Source organism: Rhodopila sp., assembly GCF_965277165.1.
GTDB lineage: Bacteria > Pseudomonadota > Alphaproteobacteria > Acetobacterales > Acetobacteraceae > Rhodopila.
Genome location: NZ_CBDICE010000005.1, coordinates 740,891 through 757,623, shown reverse-complemented (window position 1 = coordinate 757,623; position 16,733 = coordinate 740,891). Strand labels below are relative to the sequence as shown.

Below are 16,733 nucleotides of genomic sequence, written 5' to 3'. Positions count from 1 at the left end.
GAAATAGATGTTTTATCGGAATATGCGGACCTTAATATAATGATATCACAATTAATTTACAAAAATCGGCAAAATAATTCATGAAATAGGATATATGTAATTGAATACAAACTAATGTCTATACAATAATAATAACCGACGAAATGTTCTGTGACAGTCGATCAGGTCTTTTCCTTCACCGCTACATGCGTCGTCGAACGCCCCGGCCGCCCTCCACCAGACGCCCTACAGGAGTACTCGCTCAGCCAGCGCCCTACCGCCACCGACAGCGCCAAAAAAGCGCAATCGCATACCTCTCAAGCCAACCGAATCTTCGGAAAACCGCGCCAATACGACGCGAACCCGAGATCAAAGCCCTCGCTCGGCGCCGTCGCCCGCCCGCCCGCCCGCCTCAGATGAGACCGACCCCCACCCGCGACATCATCCCCGGCGTTGCCGCACCTGAAGCGCGATCGGCGACGGCTGCGAGAGGTACGCCAGGCGTTTCATTTCCCGCCGCCCGGTGGACACCGTGTCCAGGATCAGCCCGCTCGCCAACGTCAGAAACGACAGCAACACCAGGCTGGCGGACAGGATCGCCGTGGGAAACCGCGGCACCAGCCCGGTATGGACGAATTCCGAGATCACCGGAACGCCAAGCCCCAGCGCAACCACAAACAGCAATAGCGAAATCGACGAAAAGAACTGCAGCGGCCGCTCATCCTTGACCAGCATGACGATCATCCTGGCAATCCGGATGCCGTCGCGAATCGTGTTCAGCTTCGAGACCGACCCGACCGGACGAGCGCCATAACGGATCAACTGCTCGCCAACCGGCATCTGCAACTCAAGCGCATGAACGGTGAATTCGGTCTCGGTCTCGAACCCGACCGAAAGCGCCGGAAACGACTTGACGAACCGGCGACTGAACACCCGGTAGCCCGACAGCATGTCGGAAATCCGCGCGCCAAAAATCCGCCTCACCGCACCGGTCAGCATCGCATTGCCGAATTGATGGCCGATCCGATACGCCTCCTCGGTCTCGTGCGCCCGCGTACCGGTGACCATGTCGAGGTTGTCGGCGACCAGCATGTGAACCATGTGCTCGACCGCGCCGGCATCATAGGTGTCGTCACCATCGACCAGCACGTAAATGTCGGCATCGATGTCGGCAAACATCCGGCGCACCACATGGCCTTTGCCCTGCAACGTCTCAGTGCGCACGATCGCCCCGGCGGCATGCGCAACCGAGCGCGTGTCGTCCTTCGAATTGTTGTCATACACGTAGACCTGGCAACCCGGCAGAACCGCCCTGAAATCACCGACCACCTTGGCGATCGTGACCTGCTCGTTGTAGCACGGTATCAGAACCGCAATGTTGCCCAACCGATCAACGCTGAGCCGTTCAACGCCGAGCCGCTCAATGCCCAGCGAATCATCCCTAAGCCGGTCATCACTCAGCCGACCTCGTACCCCGGTCTCGCTCACCGTGACCTCCAGACCCTGCCTTAGAGTAGAACAGTAACGCAATCATCGGAATTAGCCAAATCACGCGCGCTTCATAGCGCGGCGACGGAATGGAAAACGCGCACACGAAAGCGTTAACCGAAACCGCGACGAAAACCAGTATCAATGCAGACCGATCGATCGCACCCAACGACCCGCGCACCCAAAGCCAACACCCATAGACCAAACCCACAATCACGATCAGGTATTCGGGAATAGCCAGATACATCTGCCACGCCGGCTCCACCGGGCGGATATACATCGTGAACAGGTCAGGCGGATGATCGGGATCGGCATAGGCGTGAGACGGAATGAAATACTCGCGCAGCGTGAACAGACCAAGCTGGTGCAGCGAATTGCCGATGATGGCCCGCAACTGCATCCAAGGGTGCTCCAACGCCGCCGCCAGGTAGATCCGCTTGTCCTCGGTCCGCAGCACCGCCGCCTCTTTAAGCGGCACCGCCGAATAGACGCCGTTCTGGTGCCAGATGAAATCGTCGTCGCCGACATCCAGCCGATCCAGGTGCTTGCACATGTCAAGACCGATCTGCGGACAATGCTCGCGTAGATACAGCTTGCCCGGCCCGTCATCCAGCGAACGCGCCAGCAGGAACGGCGGTCCGTTCGGCGTCAGCGTCCACTGCTTGAAACCGATCACGCTCGCCGCCAACGTCGCGCCAAGTGCCACGACAACCGCGATCCCGACCGTCAGGTAACGCGACCGCTGCCGCCACAGCCGCCGCGGGTGCATCAGCGCACCGATACCCGCCAGCCCCAGCACCACCGGCGGTATCGAAAGGTGCATCATGCAGCTCACGGCCACCAGCACGAACAACGCGACACGGCCGACCGGCTGCAACCGGTTCCAAAACAACAGCAGCATGATCGCCGACAAAGCGGCGATCGGGGCAAACACGTCCGGCATCGCATTGCACGCCACCCACGACGCCGTCGTCAGCAAGGCCAAGGTCACGATAAAGCCGGTCGCATGCCAGCGCGGACGCTGCGGACATATCAGCTCGAAAATCAGTTTCAGCACCGCCGCCAACAGCATCGCCTGGATGCCGACCGCCACCCACAACGACAACGGAGCGCTGGTGACATAGGTAAACAACGAATAGAACGCCGAACGCACCATCCTCGCCTGCTGGATCGCCGCCTCGCTCGGGGCCGTGCCGGCGAGGCCGCCACCATGCGGCCAGAGTAGCGCCAGCCCCTTGGTCAGCGCCGCTCGCCCCGCCACGAAGTAAGACCGCGTGTCCGGGAACACCAGCACGGCCCCCTGGTTGAGCAAGGTCGGCCAGCACAGCACCGCGGCTTCGACCAGGAACAACAGGAACCCAACGACGCCGGCCGCGCGCCGGTCCGCGCCCAGCGCCGTCGGGCCGGATTGATCGATCGTGCCGCGCCGTGGCCCCGCCAACGACTCCCCCGACAACGACTTCTCCGCCATCAACCCCTCCCTGCCCGCATCACCGCCGGCCAAGCCCCCGCCATCCGTCGCTCACGCCACCCGCTCCAGCATGCTCCGCCCCTTGCGCAAAATCGGCGTCTCGACCAGCCGGTAGATGACCAGCCCGAACAGATTTGCCCCGACCAGCGACGCCACCACGTAAAGGGTCGGATACGTCGCCTCGACACCGATCCTTTTCAGAAACGATAACACGAAGGGATGAAACAGATAGACGCTGTAGGACGCATCCCCGAACGCCTCCGCCACGCTCTCGAACCGTCCTGGCCGGCTGCGTCCGAAGATCGCCACGAACACGCACAGCAAACACAACCCCCATATCACCGCCAGATCGGGGAATTCATAATGCTGTGCCTCGCTCAGCGGCGACCCGATCGAGTAGGCGAACCAGACGACCAACAGCCCCGAGATCAGCGCGAACGGATACGGCACCACCAGCTTCTTCGCCCGCTGTTCCAGCACGCCGAGGCCGATCCCCAGCACGAACAGCAGAATGATCGGCCGCGTCCAATACTGCGCCAGGGTCAGCGCGCCATGGCTGTCCGATTGCGGCCGGATTACCATGCCGATCAGCACCAGGCCGATCAGGATCGCGCAGATCGCCAGCACCCCCGGCCGGCGCCGGCACAGCAGGCCAAGCGCGAAGATGGCATAGAACAGAACTTCATAGTGCAGCGTCCAACCCTGCCCCAGCAGCGGGTTCATGCCATCGGTCAGCGCCATGTAGTGCGGGATCAGCGCCAGCGAATCGATGATGTCCCTCGCGCTGTACTCCCCTCGGTGTGGACTCAGAACGACGAACAACGCCGTGGCCAGCCAATAGATCGGAAAAATCCGGATCAGCCGCTTGCCGATGAACTGCCTGAACCCGAAACCCGACCCGAACGACTGCCGTGAGGTCTTGAAGATGATGAACCCGCTGATAATGAAGAACGTAGCGACACCAAAATAACCCGACACCCACAGCTTGTCGGCATACCGACCCTGGACGCTATGCGACAGCACCACCAGGGACGCCGCCAGGCCGCGCAGCGCCTGGAGGTGAAAAAGCTTCTTCTCACGCACGATCGAGACGCCACCCCGGCCGCTTGGAGAACCAGATCAACAACGCCGTCATCGGAATCAGCCAGATCACCCGCGCCTCATACCGCGGCACCGGCTCCGAGATCGCGCCGGCCGCCGCTTCCAGCAGCACCGTCGCCAGCATCATGATGGCCAACTGGCGCAGCGGGCGGGGAAGCCCTCGCCATGCGTAGGCGATAAACCCGAGGCCGCCCACGACGATGCAATACTCCACCACGCTGACATAGGTCTGCCACGGTGCCTGGGCGGGTATGTGCAACGTCATGTCGCTGGCGCTGTATGTGGCCCAGGATGGAATATAATATTCGTAGATGCCGAACCTGACCAGTTGCAGCATCGCGTTGCGCGCCATCGCGCTCGCCTGCATCCAAGGATGCTCCAGCGCCGCGGCAACGTAGATACGCTTGTCCTCGGCCCGCAGCCGAGCCTCCTCCTGTGGCGAAACCGCCGAATACAACCCATCGTCGTCCCAGATGAATTTCTCGGTCGTCAGATTGAGCTTGTCGAGATGCTTGCACATATCGAGCCCGATCGCCGGGCAATGCTTCAGTAGATACAACCGGCCCGGACCATCCTGCAGCGACCGCGCCAGCAGGAAAGGCGGAGACTGCGGCGTGATCGTCCACTCATGGAAACCCACCACGCCGACCACCAGCATCGCCGCCACCCCCGCCGCCATGGCCGCCACGACCACCGCGACGCGATGCCGATCCCGCCACAGGTGCCCCCCGATCGTCACACACCCGACAACCAGCAGCCCCAACGCGATCGGCAGGTTGGTAACGTGCATGACCATGCTGGCCGCGATCCCCAACAGCAGCCAGAACCAGCCGCGACGCCCCAACTCATGCCAATAAACCAGGGTCATCGCGATACACAGCGCCATGATCGAGGTAAAAATGTCCGGCATCACGTTGCAGGTCACCCACGAAACCGTGGTGAACAACGCCAGCGTAACGATAGACCCGGTCGCCTGCCATCCGGTCCGCGCCGGAACCGCCAGCCGGAAAACCGACCGCAGCACAATCGCAACGATGACCGCCTGCAAAACGATCACCAGCCACAGCGACACCGTAACCGCCGGAATGTAGGTAAACAGCGAATAGAACGCCGAGCGTACCCCGCGCGCCTTCTGCACCGCGGCTTCGACCGATTCGCCGCCTCCCCCGTGATGGGCAAACAACCCCCCGGCTTTTTCGATCGCCGCGCGGCCGCCCATGAAGTAAGAACGGGTGTCGGGATAAACCAGCGGCCCCTGGTTGATCAGCCCGGGCAGACACAATGCGGCGACTTCAAAAATGAACAACAAGGCAGATTGGAAATACTCAGCGCTGGTTCGCCCGCTATGCCTGTTCAGCACCATTTCGACCACGTGAATGCCCTATTCTGATGGAAGCTGCTATCAGTCTGTCGGCGACGCAGTGAGATGGCCAAACCTAATGCCGACGGATGACCATGCAACCGCGAAACTATTTCGTTACCAAGGGTTAAGCATGAAACGCTGGACCGATATGTTACCGGACACCCGGGTCGCCGTGGCGGTCCAATTCATCCGCTTCGGCTCCGTCGGCGTGATTGGCTTCATCATCGACACCGCCGCCGTGTACGGATTCCGCCGATCCCTCGGCCTCTACGGCGCCGGCCTGATCGCCTATCTGTTCGCCGCCAGCGCGACGTGGTTGCTCAATCGCATCTGGACCTTCCGCGGTCAAGGCACCGCTCCGGCGCACCGGCAATGGGCGCTGTTCCTCGCCACCAACCTGGTGGGCTTCGTGCTGAACCGAGGCACTTACGCCGCCCTGGTGACCTTCTTCCCGCTCGCCGCCGCCCAGCCGGTGATCGCCACCGCCGCCGGCGCTCTCGCCGGAATGTTCACCAACTTCAGCCTGTCGCGCCGGGTGGTGTTCCGCTGACAAACCATCGGTCTGGTGTCCTGCCCCAGAAGTTCGCCGCACCTCGCGGCGGACGAATGGGATCAGCGGGCCACTGAAAACAAAGCGCAGATGGGGCAATCGCGAACGTCGGACGCGGGACACTGGTTTCCCAGCCCGCCGCATGCCGCGGGGAAGTCGGATTCGGTCAGGCCAAAAAACCGCTACCGACCGCGAAACTGCGAGTACGTCGCCCGCTGCAACGCATTCAGGTGCCCGGTCACGTCGAAGATCCCGGTCGGATTGCCGTAGGCCTGATAGCCGGCGAACCACCAGTCGGTCCCGACCCCCTGCTCGCCATCGGCGAAGGTCGGCCCACCGGCGGCGCCCAGCTCGCCATTGGCATAATCGATCAACGTCTTCGCCCAAGCCCGTTGATCCGCCGTGGTCATGTTCGCCCCCATCTCTCCGATCCAGACCGGAGCGATGTGATCACGCACCAGATAGCCCCACACCGTGTTCATCTGACCCACCTTGACCGGGCCCGAATCGGGCTTGTAGCCACCAATCTCGGTCGGATAGTCATGCACCGAATAAACCAGCTTGTCTGCCACCGATAGTTGCACCGGATACTTGCCCGCAACACTCAGGTCACCCCACGGCGCCGGCGTCCTCGGATCCGCAAGCGAGCGTTGGGCATTCATCGGACCCTCGCAGACGATCAGCTTCGCCGGATCGATCGCCAGGATGGCGTTTCCCGCCCGCTCGCACATCAGGCGGATGTTATGCATCGGATCGCGCTCGCCCGGCTCCCAGGTCGACATGCCCGGGTAGCCCGAGGGCTCGTTCCACAAATCATAGCCGATCACCGTCGGGTTCGAGCGGAAGTGCCGCGCCACCGTCCGCCAATCCTCGATGAATTTCTCCTGCGTCACCGTGCCGCGATTGTGACACCCGTCGGTACCGTCCGATGCCCCGCCGGAATCATACCAAAGCCCATTGACCTGCTGCGCATAGCAGGGCTTCCACGGACCGGGCGCGCCCGCCTCGTTGCTATGGTCATCAAGTATCACTTTTAAGTGCGATCGACCGGCATTCGCGATGATCCGATCCAGCACCGCAAGCTTGTCGATCGAGCGGTTGCTCCAGTCGAGCCGAACCGTGTTGAACCCGGCCTCGGCGATCAAGCCCATCTTGTCGTCGGCGCCATTGTCGGGCCACATCCCGACACTGACGATGCGCACCGCATCGCCCTTCGCGTTGACGATCTGACTGCCGCGTGTCGAAAGCGGCGTCGCCGTCAGGACGCTCGCCGCCGCACGGGCCGAAGATGACGCCGCGCCGGCGATCGTTGTCAAAGTCAACAGCAGAATAAGAGAGCGCATCGGTCGCATCCGCCAGACCTGGCGATTTGCCCGCCCGCTCCCATACACGTTGCAGTCATCCCGACCGGACCCGTTCACGCCCCCGCTCACGCCCCCACTCACGCCCCCACTCACGCCAACGTGCTTCCGCTCGCGATGACGTTGCCAATTAGTTACGGCCATTATGCGCCAAACTGCCCCGAGATATGCTAGAACCACCTGCAGCCATCCGCCCCTACACCATCATCACCCCCGCACCAACCACCCCGCCAACCACCCATGGGCCGACCCGCTCCGGCCCATACACGCAACGATCAGGATCGCATCCGTGATACGCAACATGCGAACGCTCGAACGCAAGCTGGTGATCAAGGCCCGCCGGACACCCGGAAGCGGCATTTTCCTGTGCTCCGTGTTCTGCATCCTGCTGCAGTTCTTCGTGACCAACAACGTGGTGCGGGTGATCGCCGGGCACGACGTCAACATCCGCTTTCACCCCGCCAACATCATCATGGTGTTCTGCGCGTTTTACGCGCTGGCCAACGGCCCGATTCCGTTTCACCAACGTTGCCGCGAATCGCCGGGACTGATCCTTTTCGTCTTCGCGATCCCGCTGTTCGCCTTCTATACGGCCTGGTTCAACGGCCTCAGCGGAGCCGCGTTCTATTTCGACAGCTTCTGGGGCGCAGGCCTGCTCGCGGTCGCCCTGGAAGGCGCTACCGACCGGCAAAAGCGCTTTCTCGCCAAGCTACTATTGGCACTCATACTGATGAACGTGCTGTTCGGCCTGTTCGAAAGCCTGACGCAATACAACGTCTTCCCGTTCGTCGCCAACGACAACATCAAGCAGGCTCAGATCGAGGCCACCGCCAACTTCCGCGCCAACGCCTTCTACCCCCATCCGCTGACCGCCTCGCTGATCACCGGCATGGCGTTCTTCCTGCTCTACGTCATGCAGTTGCGTTTCCTCGTCATGGCGCCGGCATTCCTGCTGATCCTGATCGGGCTGCTGGCGTTCGGCGGACGAACCGCACTGTTCGTGACCGTCGGGATGTCGGGCCTCGCCGCCGGTTGGGTGGTACTGTCAGGGATCATCAAGCGAAACCTCAAGCTCGAGGTCATGGGGTCGCTGCTGCTGGCGGTCACGGTGCTGCCGCTCATCACCCTGTTCATCGTCACCCAGACCACCATCGCCGATCGTATCGTCAACACCTTGTACTTCGACGGCAGCGCCGAGGTGCGGGTCTTCCAGTGGACCATACTGAACTACCTGTCATTGAAGAACTGGCTGTTCGGCGTGCCGCTGCAGGAGCTCACCGCGCTCAAATATCAGATCGGCCTGAACGCGGTTGAGGATATCGAGAATTTCTGGCTGCTGCTGTTCCTCAATCTCGGCGCCGTCGGCTTCGTGGCATTCCTGTTCGTTTTCGGCACGTTCCTGGTCCATATCGCCCGCTATGGTCACGGCATGTATGCGTGGATGCTCATGATCTCCGCCCTGATCATCGACTCCGGCTCCAATTCGCTCGGCCAGAAAAGCAACGACCTGGTGATCGAGGTCGCCTTCCTGGTGGCCATGTCCGGTTATCGGAACTACAGCCGTCAGACCGTGCGACGAACCGCTACCAGCACGCCAATACGCGCCGACGGACTGATCAGAGCGCGCATACCGCCCAGGATCGTTCGTGGACTGCGCGTGCTGAACCGGGCACACTGATACTGGATGACACGCGCCGCCCCCAGCACCGCTCCAACACGCCCCCAAGCCACCAACAAGATCCCCGCCACCCTGATCGTCGGGGACGGCATCGGCCCCGAGATCATGGACGCCGTAACCGCCGTGCTCGACGCCCTCGGCGCCCCCTTCGAATGGGACCGCCAACACGGCGGCCTGGCCGGAATCGCCGCAGCCGGCGACCCATTGCCGCCGGCCACGCTCGACAGCATCCGGCGCAACGAGCTGGCCCTGAAAGGCCCGCTCGCCACCCCGGTCGGCGGCGGCTTCCGCTCCGTCAATGTCCGCCTGCGGGAAGAATTCCAGCTCTACGCCAATCTGCGCCCGGCCAAGACCCTGATCCCCGGCGGCCGCTTCGAAGACATCGACCTGATCCTGGTGCGCGAAAACCTCGAAGGCCTCTACGTCGCCTTCGAGCACTACATCCCGATCGGAGACGACCCGCACGCCGTGGCGATCTCCTCCGGAGTCAACACACGCGACGGGTCCCGACGCATCATCCGCTACGCCTTCGACCAGGCGGTGAAACGCGGCCGCAAGAAGGTCACCCTGGTGCACAAGGCCAACGTGCTGAAGGCGCTCACCGGCGTATTCCTCGAAGCCGGCCGGGAAATCGCCCGGGAATACCAGGGCCGCATCACCTGTGACGACCGCATCGTCGATGCCTGCGCCATGCAGCTCGTGCTCAATCCCTGGCAGTTCGACGTCATCGTCACCACCAACCTGTTCGGCGACATCCTGTCCGACCTGATCGCCGGCCTGGTCGGCGGTCTCGGCGCCGCCCCCGGTGCCAATATCGGTGACCGGGCGGCGATCTTTGAAGCGGTGCATGGCTCCGCCCCCGACATCGCCGGCAAGGGCATCGCCAACCCGACCGCGCTGCTGCTCGCCGCCGGCCTGATGCTGGACCATGTCGGCCTGACCGACCGCGCCGGACAGCTGCGCCGCGCCATCGACCAGGTCCTCAACCAGGACCGCACCCGAACCGGCGATCTCGGCGGTTCGGCCTCCACCAGCGACTTCGCACAAGCGCTGGTCCAGCGCATCAACTCCCAAGGCTGATCCGCGCCAGCTGACCCGCGCCGCCATCGCGCACCCAAACGACGCCACCCAATTTGACCCCTCCGACCGCCGCCGGCATGTTGCCCCAACACATGGGGGAATCGATGTCCGACAGCAGCCGAGCGCGGCCCGGCCGCAAACGCTTCATCGTCTACGCCCTGCTGTTCGCGATGACCCTGATCAACTACTTCGACCGTACCGTGCTCTCCATCGCCATGCCGGTGCTGAGCCAGGAATTCGCCCTTACCCCGGTCGCCGCCGGCTACCTGCTGTCGGCCTTCATCTGGTCCTACGCCCCCTGCCAGCTCCCCGCCGGCATGACGCTGGACCGCTGGGGCACCCGCAAGACCGCGGCGCGCTGCATCGCCTTCTGGTCCGCCGCCACCGCGTTGACCGCGGCCGCCGGCAGCTTCGCCTTCCTGTTCTTCACCCGCCTGCTGCTGGGCATCGGCGAATCCCCGACCTTTCCGCTCGCCGCGCGCGCGATCCGCGAGTGGGCGCCGGTCGGCGAACGCGCCCTAGCCTTCTCGATCTCCGGCTCCGGCCCCGCCTTCGGCACCGCCATCTCCGCGGTCACCATCGCCGGCCTGGTCAGCACCATCGGCTGGCGCCTCGCCTTCGTCTTCTCCGGAGCGCTCGGTTTCATCTGGGTCGCCGCCTGGCTGGCGCTCTACCGCGACCCCGAAAAAGCCTCCTGGCTGCAGCCCGCCGAACGACGCCTGATCCTGGATCAGCGCGCCCCCGGCGGCACCACCGACACCGCGGGCATGAAGCTGAAGGAATTGCTCAGCTATCAAACGATGTGGGGCTTGTTCCTGGTGCAGGGCTGCGTGAACTACACCCAATACCTGTTCCTCACTTGGCTGCCGACCTACCTGGTGCAAAGCCGAGGCCTCAACATCCTGCACTCGGGCGTGCAGACCGGGATCTGCTATTTCGGCGCCATGCTGCTGACCATCGCCATGGGCCGTCTGTGCGATCACCTGCTGACGCCACAAGCCGTGCAGGCCGGCAAGCGGCGCTACGCCGTGGTCATCCTGGCGTTCGGCGCCGCGGTCATGATCCTCGCGCCCTATACCGCGTCCGAGACCTGGCTGCTGGTCGAAATCACCGTGTCGCTGGCCTGCGTGCAGAGCGTCTTCGTCAACACCTACGCGCTGACCAACGACCTGCTGCACGCCGGCCGAAGCATCGGCACCGCCATCGGCTGGATCCAGCTCGGCGGCAACATCTTCGGCCTCGCCGCGCCGATCGCCACCGGCTACATCGTCGCCGCCACCGGCAGTTTCACCAGCGCCTTCCTGCTCGCCGGCGCGCTGCTGGTCATCGGCGCGGTGATCACCCTGACGATGACTCACCGCCCGGTCGGCGCCCCCCGCGGCGCCGTCCCGACATAGACCTACCCGACCTCCACCGCCCCGATCTCGCGCAGCCGAGGCAGCACCTCCTTGGTGAACAGCCGAATCCCCTTGCTCGATTCCGCATGCGTCATATGCCCCGACCGCCCCACCAGCGCGAGGTGCCCGAAGCCGCCCACCTTGTCGTAGAACGCCATGATCTGGCGATACACGCTGTCCGGATTGCCGGCGAACAGGATACCCTGCGCCATCGCCTCCGGCGCGGTGATCGAAATCAGCTTCTCGGCGTTGCGGCTCGCCGGCGCCACCCCCTTTTCCGCATCCCGCAGCGCCAGCCCGGTATCCGCCTGTGGTTTCGTCCGATACAACCCGGGCGCCGCGACCGGCGGCGCCGCGCCGGGCAGGAACTTGTTGAACTGCGGCGCCGACTTCAGGCTGGTATTCAGGAACCACAGCAGCTTGCTGCCGACCGCGATGCCTTCCTCCTCGGTATCGCCGACATAGACCAGCGCCGCATAGGCAAAACTGTCGGTCGTCGCCTTCGGCAGACCGGCCTCGGCCCGCGCCGCGCGATGCGCGTCATAGGCCCGCTTGGTGCCGTCCGGCCCACGCAACACCAGCACATGGCGCATGCCGCGCCGCCCCACTTCGGCCGAACTGCGCGGGTCGCCGGTCGCCGCCCACATCGGCGGATGCGGCGCCTGATAGGGGCGCGGCCAGATATTGACGTGGCGATGGCTGAAATGCTTGCCCTCCCAACTGAACGGCCCGTCATGGGTGGTCAGCGTTTTCTTGATCAGGTCGATCGCCTCCCAGTAACGTTCCTCGTTGTTCACCGGATTGACGTTGGAGGACGCCATCTCGCTGCCGCCGGACTTGACGAAGCCGATGTCGAACCGCCCCTTCGCCAGGATATCGGCGGTGGCGTATTCCTCCGCCACCCGCACCGGATCGGGACGTAATGAAACCAATGTTCCCAGGCTCAGTACCCGCACCTTGCGAGTCTGCCGCGCCAGCAGGCTGGTCACCATCGGGTTGGCGCCGATCAGCGAGTTGATGCCGGCGTGATGCTCGATCGCGATCACGTTCATCCCCAGCTCGTCGCACAGCAAAAACTCGTCCAGCACCTCGTCGAACAGCGTCGCCGCAACCCTGGGGTCGCACAGCCGGTTCGGCAACGAGCCCCGCACCGAATCTGCCGCATCGGTGATCGCCTTGTCGACGAACGGATACGGAATCTCACATTGCCACCAGGCGTCCATCCGATCGGTCTCCCTACGAGTTCAAAAAAGCGCTGACGTGATCGACGAAAACCTCTGGCTGCTCAATCTCCGGCTGATGCCCGGCCTGCTCGATCAAGCCAAACCGAGCCCCGGGAATCCGGCCGGCAAAGGCCCGTCCGTAAGCCGGACTGACAATGCCGTCGGATGCCCCCCACAGCACCAGTGTCGGCACGTCGATCCGTCCCAGCCAATACGCCAGCCGTGGATTGTGCATATACGGGTGCCATGCATACAGCGACAGGGACTCCCAGTTGCGGTGACGCAGGATCAGCGCCTCGTCCGACATCGCATCGAAGTCCGGCGCATTGGCAGGATTGTACCAGGTGCGCCGGTTAACCTCGTCAGGATGCGTGTTGAACACGTCGGTGATATCCGCCGTCTCCCGGTCGCTGATCTTGATGCCGAGGGCATCGACCAGCACCAGCCGCTCGATCTTGTCCCCGCCCCGCACCGCCAGCTCCGCCGCCAGCCAACCGCCGAAGGAAAACCCCATCAGCGTGACCCGCTCATACGGCAGCGCATCCAGCACCGCCGCATGCAGGTTCGCCAGGTCATACACGCTTTCGAAGTCCTTCGGCCGCGCCGATCGGCCGAAGCCGGGATACGACGGCGCAATGACCTCGGCGCGCCGCGCCAGCAACTGCATGAACCGCGCCTCGGGATCGCAAGGCTGAAACCCGTGCAGCAAGACGATCGGCTGTCCGGCGCCGGATCGTATCACCTCCAGGTCAATCCCGTGCACGGTCATCCTGGTGTCGTCCGGCATGATGATCTCACTCCCTTGCAAGGCTCATTCGTCGTCGCTCGTCGACCCACATTGCGATCATGCTCTGCACCGCGAAGCAGGTCATGAACACCCCCAGTCAGCCGCGCCTCCCAGTCAGCCGCGCCGCCCAAGCGGTGATGCAGACAATCCGCGCCGACACAGCGGCGAACGTCAAGGCCGGCGACTGATCGCCCTACGGCGTCCCACCCTCACCCAGATCCCACCAAAGGCCGGCAAACGCCGCCAGTCCCTCCCTGGCAGGCCCGGTCAACAAATGCTCGTCCGGCCCATGCTGCCTGCAGCCATTGTAGCTGTGCGGGATCCACACCAGCGGCACGCCAAGATAGTCCACGAACACATCCCCCGGCAGCCCGCCCGAGGAATTCGGGATCACCTGCACCCGCTTGCCCAACGTCCGCTCCATGCTGGCCACCGTCCAGCGTACCCAAGGATGCCCCGGATCGGTGCGACTGGCGGGCATCCGCACCCCGGCATTCTCGATCCCGACGGCGCCCAGATCATGCGCATCCAGATGCCGACGCAGCGCCGCCTCGAACCCGGCTGGGTCGCTATCGACGGTGTAGCGGATCTGGCAATGCGCCCGGGCATTCGGCGCCACCGCATTGACCGGATTGTCGGGCCGCCCCGACAGCATCGCAAGCACGATGAAGCTGTTCCAGCCGTAGATCTTCTCGGCCGCCGTCAGCCCCGGCTCCCCCCAGTCCGGATCGATGCTCGCCGCCTCGCCGCCACCGCCCACCGGGCAGCCATCCAGCACCGCTCGCACCGAAGCCGGCACGCCGCGCTGCCCGGTGCCCGACCCGGAGGCCCCGGGCAGCCAGTCGCGCACCAGGATTTTCCCCCGCTGGTCGATGATGCAGCCGATCGCATGGCTCAACAGCACCGCCGGATCCGTGGTCAGGCCGCCCCAATGCCCCGAGTGAACGCCGCCGGCCCGCAGCTCCACCACAAGCTCGAAGTGATAGGTGCCGCGGGTCCCGGTGGCGACGGTCGGGACCTCCGCCATCACCCGAGGCCCGTCGCTGGCGATCAGCACATCGGCCGCCAACCGCTCGGCGTGTTCGGCAACAAAGTCGCGCAGCCCGGTGGACCCGCGCTCCTCGCTGGTCTCCAGCACCAGCTTCAGGTTGAACCCCAGCACGCCGCCGCGTTCGGCCAGCACCGCTTCAAGCGCCGACAGGTTCAGCGCGTGCTGCCCCTTGTTGTCGGCCGACCCGCGGCCATACCAACGCTCGCCCTCGCAGGTCAGCCGCCAGGGCGACAACCCGCCGCGCCACTGATCGTCCAGCCCGCGCACGGTGTCGCCATGACCGTAGGTCAGCACCGTCGGCCGATCGGTCCCCTCCAACCTTTCGGCCAGCAATATCGGGCCGAACCCGGCCGCCGGATTGGGGTGGATCTCCACCGCGAAGCCCATCCGCTCCAGCCACGGCGCTATCGCATCCACCAGATACCGCTGCACATCCGCCGCATGCCCGCCATCCTGCGAGGTGCTGGGAATCGCCACCAATCGCCCCAGCCGATCGCGGAAACCATTCGAGTCGAAATAGCTCAAGGCCCGCCCCACGGCGCCATCCCGCGATGTCATGGCATTGCTCCTGTTCCGCCACCCGCAGCGTGGCAGAGCAAAGCCTTCGGTTCCAGCCGTCAGCCCGCTGAACGCCGGCCCACCCCCCCAGGAGACCAGCTAAACCCGCGCGATCCGCGGCAGCAGCGTCCACAACTGCGTTCCAAGCTGGCGCAGCGGCATCAGCTTCGGCAGAACCTGCGCCAGATTCGGCCATGGCAGGATCATCACATCGTGGGGCGGATCGGCCAGCACACTCTCCAATGCAACGATCGGAATCCGGCTGCCCGGCATCAACCGGCCGTGCCTGGCCGGATCGGCATCGGCGATCGCGACTATTTCCCGCTCGGTGATCCCGCAGCAATTCAGCAGCATCGCCCCCCGCGTGGCCGCGCCATATCCCACCACCCGACGCCCGGCGCTCCCGCGAGTCCGCAGAAACTCGCCGATCTCATCCCGCGCCGCCGCCACACGATCGCCGAAGCCGGCGTAAAGCGCCTCCCCGGACCGCTCGGCCAGCCGAACCGCCTTCACCCCGGGACGCACCGCGTGCGGACCAGCCAGGTGGCAAGCCTGGACTCGAAGTGACCCGCCATGGTCGGCGACGCGCTCCGCATCGAATGCCCGCAGCCCAACCGAGCGCAGCACGTGTTCCAGCACCTGTAACGACAGATAGGTATGGGTGTCGTGCCGAAACGCATCGAATTGACCGTTCTGCAGCACCGCCAGCAGGTGTGGCACCTGCAGCGTCAAAACGCCATTGGGTCGCAGGATGCACGCCAGGGCTGCCGCTAGATCGAACAGATCGTGCGCCCGGGGCAGCACGTCGGTGGCGATCACCAGGTCGGCGCAGCCGTGTCGCACCGCGACCTGCATCGCCGTCTCGGCATTGAACGGGCCGAGTTCGATGGGCACGCCAGCCTCGGCGGCATTCCCCGGAACCCCGATCCCCAGCACCCGAATGCCCGACGCTTGGAACTGACGCAGCAGCCCGGAATCATTGCAGCCGACCTCGATAACCAGCGACCCCGCATCCGGGCGCAGCCGCTTGCGAAGACCCTCGAACCACCGTCGCGCGTCAGGGCCGCCGATGCCGAAGTCCTCCGACAGACCGCTTCCACGGCCAGAGATCGGCTCCACCCCGGGGACATTGCCCACCTGAACCAGGCTGCACGTGTCGCAGACCCTGGCATGCAACTGGTACCGAGGATCATCCACCGAACCGACCGGAACGGCGTGGCCGGCCAGCGGCAACGAGCCAAGATCGATCAGCGTCCGGTGCAACCGAGCGCCGCACAGCCGGCAGGTCGTCTCCACCAGGATCGCCGGCGTCACGGCCGTTGCCGTCAGGACTGGCGCCCCCAAACCCGGCGCCCCCAAACCCGGCGTCCCGAAGCCCGGCGCCCCCAAATCCGGCGCCCCGAAGCCCGGCGCCCCGAAGCCCGGCGCCCTCAAACCCGGCGCCCCGAAGCCCGGCGCCGTCAAGTCGGGCTCCATCAAGCCTGCCGCTGTCGTGCCTGGCGCCGTCGCGCCCAGCGCCTCCAGGCCTGGCACCGTCAAGGTCAGGCATCCGCCCGCCTCGGTGGCAACGGGCGTGTTCAGCATCGGTCCGCCGCCAGGTCGCGGCGGGAATTGGATTGTTTGGTCACGGCGAAAAACAGCCTTTT

At 64.4% G+C, this 16,733-nt stretch carries 13 protein-coding genes; 4 read left to right on the top strand and 9 right to left on the bottom strand.

From position 1 onward, the window contains the following. Window positions 1–420: 420 nt before the first annotated feature. From ACQY4Y_RS04160 to ACQY4Y_RS04145, 4 genes are read right to left on the bottom strand one after another with little or no spacing between them, the layout of a single operon-like run. Window positions 421–1,404, bottom strand: a complete 984-nt coding sequence (locus ACQY4Y_RS04160) for a glycosyltransferase family 2 protein (RefSeq protein WP_428490729.1) — start codon at window positions 1,402–1,404, stop codon at window positions 421–423. Window positions 1,405–1,432: 28 nt separating this feature from the next. Beyond that, the gene (locus tag ACQY4Y_RS04155; protein WP_428489295.1) at window positions 1,433–2,938 is read right to left on the bottom strand and encodes a hypothetical protein; all 1,506 of its coding nucleotides are present in this window, start codon (window positions 2,936–2,938) and stop codon (window positions 1,433–1,435) included. Window positions 2,939–2,989: 51 nt separating this feature from the next. Further along, window positions 2,990–4,021: an acyltransferase family protein gene (locus tag ACQY4Y_RS04150; RefSeq protein WP_428489294.1), complete on the bottom strand. Its 1,032-nt coding sequence runs from the start codon at window positions 4,019–4,021 to the stop codon at window positions 2,990–2,992. Beyond that, on the bottom strand, window positions 4,014–5,402 hold the full coding sequence (locus tag ACQY4Y_RS04145) for a hypothetical protein (protein WP_428489293.1): 1,389 nt from the start codon (window positions 5,400–5,402) through the stop codon (window positions 4,014–4,016). The genes ACQY4Y_RS04150 and ACQY4Y_RS04145 overlap by 8 nt, the downstream gene beginning before the upstream one ends. A gap of 130 nt (window positions 5,403–5,532) precedes the next feature. On the opposite strand from ACQY4Y_RS04145, the gene ACQY4Y_RS04140 reads away from it, so the two are divergent. After that, window positions 5,533–5,952, top strand: coding sequence for a GtrA family protein (locus ACQY4Y_RS04140; RefSeq protein ID WP_428489292.1), 420 nt, complete (start codon window positions 5,533–5,535; stop codon window positions 5,950–5,952). A gap of 182 nt (window positions 5,953–6,134) precedes the next feature. Here the strand turns inward: ACQY4Y_RS04140 and ACQY4Y_RS04135 are convergent, their stop codons facing one another. Continuing rightward, the gene (locus tag ACQY4Y_RS04135; RefSeq protein ID WP_428489291.1) at window positions 6,135–7,295 is read right to left on the bottom strand and encodes a glycoside hydrolase family 5 protein; all 1,161 of its coding nucleotides are present in this window, start codon (window positions 7,293–7,295) and stop codon (window positions 6,135–6,137) included. Between the two features lie 319 nt (window positions 7,296–7,614). Between ACQY4Y_RS04135 and ACQY4Y_RS04130 the strand changes: the two genes are divergently transcribed. From ACQY4Y_RS04130 to ACQY4Y_RS04120, 3 genes are all read left to right on the top strand, one after another. Next, window positions 7,615–8,991, top strand: a complete 1,377-nt coding sequence (locus ACQY4Y_RS04130) for a VpsF family polysaccharide biosynthesis protein (RefSeq protein WP_428489290.1) — start codon at window positions 7,615–7,617, stop codon at window positions 8,989–8,991. A 6-nt stretch (window positions 8,992–8,997) separates the two neighbouring features. Continuing rightward, window positions 8,998–10,071, top strand: coding sequence for an isocitrate/isopropylmalate dehydrogenase family protein (locus tag ACQY4Y_RS04125; RefSeq protein ID WP_428489289.1), 1,074 nt, complete (start codon window positions 8,998–9,000; stop codon window positions 10,069–10,071). Between the two features lie 104 nt (window positions 10,072–10,175). Then, window positions 10,176–11,468, top strand: a complete 1,293-nt coding sequence (locus ACQY4Y_RS04120) for an MFS transporter (RefSeq protein ID WP_428489288.1) — start codon at window positions 10,176–10,178, stop codon at window positions 11,466–11,468. A gap of 2 nt (window positions 11,469–11,470) precedes the next feature. Here ACQY4Y_RS04120 and ACQY4Y_RS04115 read toward each other — a convergent pair whose 3' ends face one another. The 4 genes from ACQY4Y_RS04115 to ACQY4Y_RS04100 all read right to left on the bottom strand — a co-directional run bounded on the left by ACQY4Y_RS04115 (window position 11,471) and on the right by ACQY4Y_RS04100 (window position 16,671). Further along, on the bottom strand, window positions 11,471–12,691 hold the full coding sequence (locus tag ACQY4Y_RS04115; RefSeq protein WP_428489287.1) for an LLM class flavin-dependent oxidoreductase: 1,221 nt from the start codon (window positions 12,689–12,691) through the stop codon (window positions 11,471–11,473). 13 nt (window positions 12,692–12,704) lie between these two features. Next, window positions 12,705–13,478 (bottom strand): alpha/beta fold hydrolase, encoded by a 774-nt coding sequence (locus ACQY4Y_RS04110; RefSeq protein WP_428489286.1) that lies wholly within the window; start codon window positions 13,476–13,478, stop codon window positions 12,705–12,707. 193 nt (window positions 13,479–13,671) lie between these two features. Beyond that, the gene (locus tag ACQY4Y_RS04105) at window positions 13,672–15,087 is read right to left on the bottom strand and encodes a M20 family metallopeptidase (protein ID WP_428489285.1); all 1,416 of its coding nucleotides are present in this window, start codon (window positions 15,085–15,087) and stop codon (window positions 13,672–13,674) included. 99 nt (window positions 15,088–15,186) lie between these two features. Then, complete coding sequence (locus ACQY4Y_RS04100) at window positions 15,187–16,671, bottom strand: methyltransferase domain-containing protein (RefSeq protein WP_428489284.1); 1,485 nt, start codon at window positions 16,669–16,671, stop codon at window positions 15,187–15,189. Window positions 16,672–16,733 lie beyond the last annotated feature (62 nt).

Excerpts from the sequence above, each read along its gene's own strand:
- ACQY4Y_RS04155 (WP_428489295.1), bottom strand. The coding sequence starts at position 2,938 with ATGGCGGAGAAGTCGTTGTCGGGGGAGTCGTTGGCGGGGCCACGGCGC.
- ACQY4Y_RS04145 (WP_428489293.1), bottom strand. The coding sequence starts at position 5,402 with ATGGTGCTGAACAGGCATAGCGGGCGAACCAGCGCTGAGTATTTCCAA.
- ACQY4Y_RS04140 (WP_428489292.1), top strand. The coding sequence starts at position 5,533 with ATGAAACGCTGGACCGATATGTTACCGGACACCCGGGTCGCCGTGGCG.
- ACQY4Y_RS04135 (WP_428489291.1), bottom strand. The coding sequence starts at position 7,295 with ATGCGCTCTCTTATTCTGCTGTTGACTTTGACAACGATCGCCGGCGCG.
- ACQY4Y_RS04130 (WP_428489290.1), top strand. The coding sequence starts at position 7,615 with ATGCGAACGCTCGAACGCAAGCTGGTGATCAAGGCCCGCCGGACACCC.
- ACQY4Y_RS04125 (WP_428489289.1), top strand. The coding sequence starts at position 8,998 with ATGACACGCGCCGCCCCCAGCACCGCTCCAACACGCCCCCAAGCCACC.
- ACQY4Y_RS04120 (WP_428489288.1), top strand. The coding sequence starts at position 10,176 with ATGTCCGACAGCAGCCGAGCGCGGCCCGGCCGCAAACGCTTCATCGTC.
- ACQY4Y_RS04115 (WP_428489287.1), bottom strand. The coding sequence starts at position 12,691 with ATGGACGCCTGGTGGCAATGTGAGATTCCGTATCCGTTCGTCGACAAG.
- ACQY4Y_RS04110 (WP_428489286.1), bottom strand. The coding sequence starts at position 13,478 with ATGCCGGACGACACCAGGATGACCGTGCACGGGATTGACCTGGAGGTG.
- ACQY4Y_RS04105 (WP_428489285.1), bottom strand. The coding sequence starts at position 15,087 with ATGACATCGCGGGATGGCGCCGTGGGGCGGGCCTTGAGCTATTTCGAC.
- ACQY4Y_RS04100 (WP_428489284.1), bottom strand. The coding sequence starts at position 16,671 with ATGCTGAACACGCCCGTTGCCACCGAGGCGGGCGGATGCCTGACCTTG.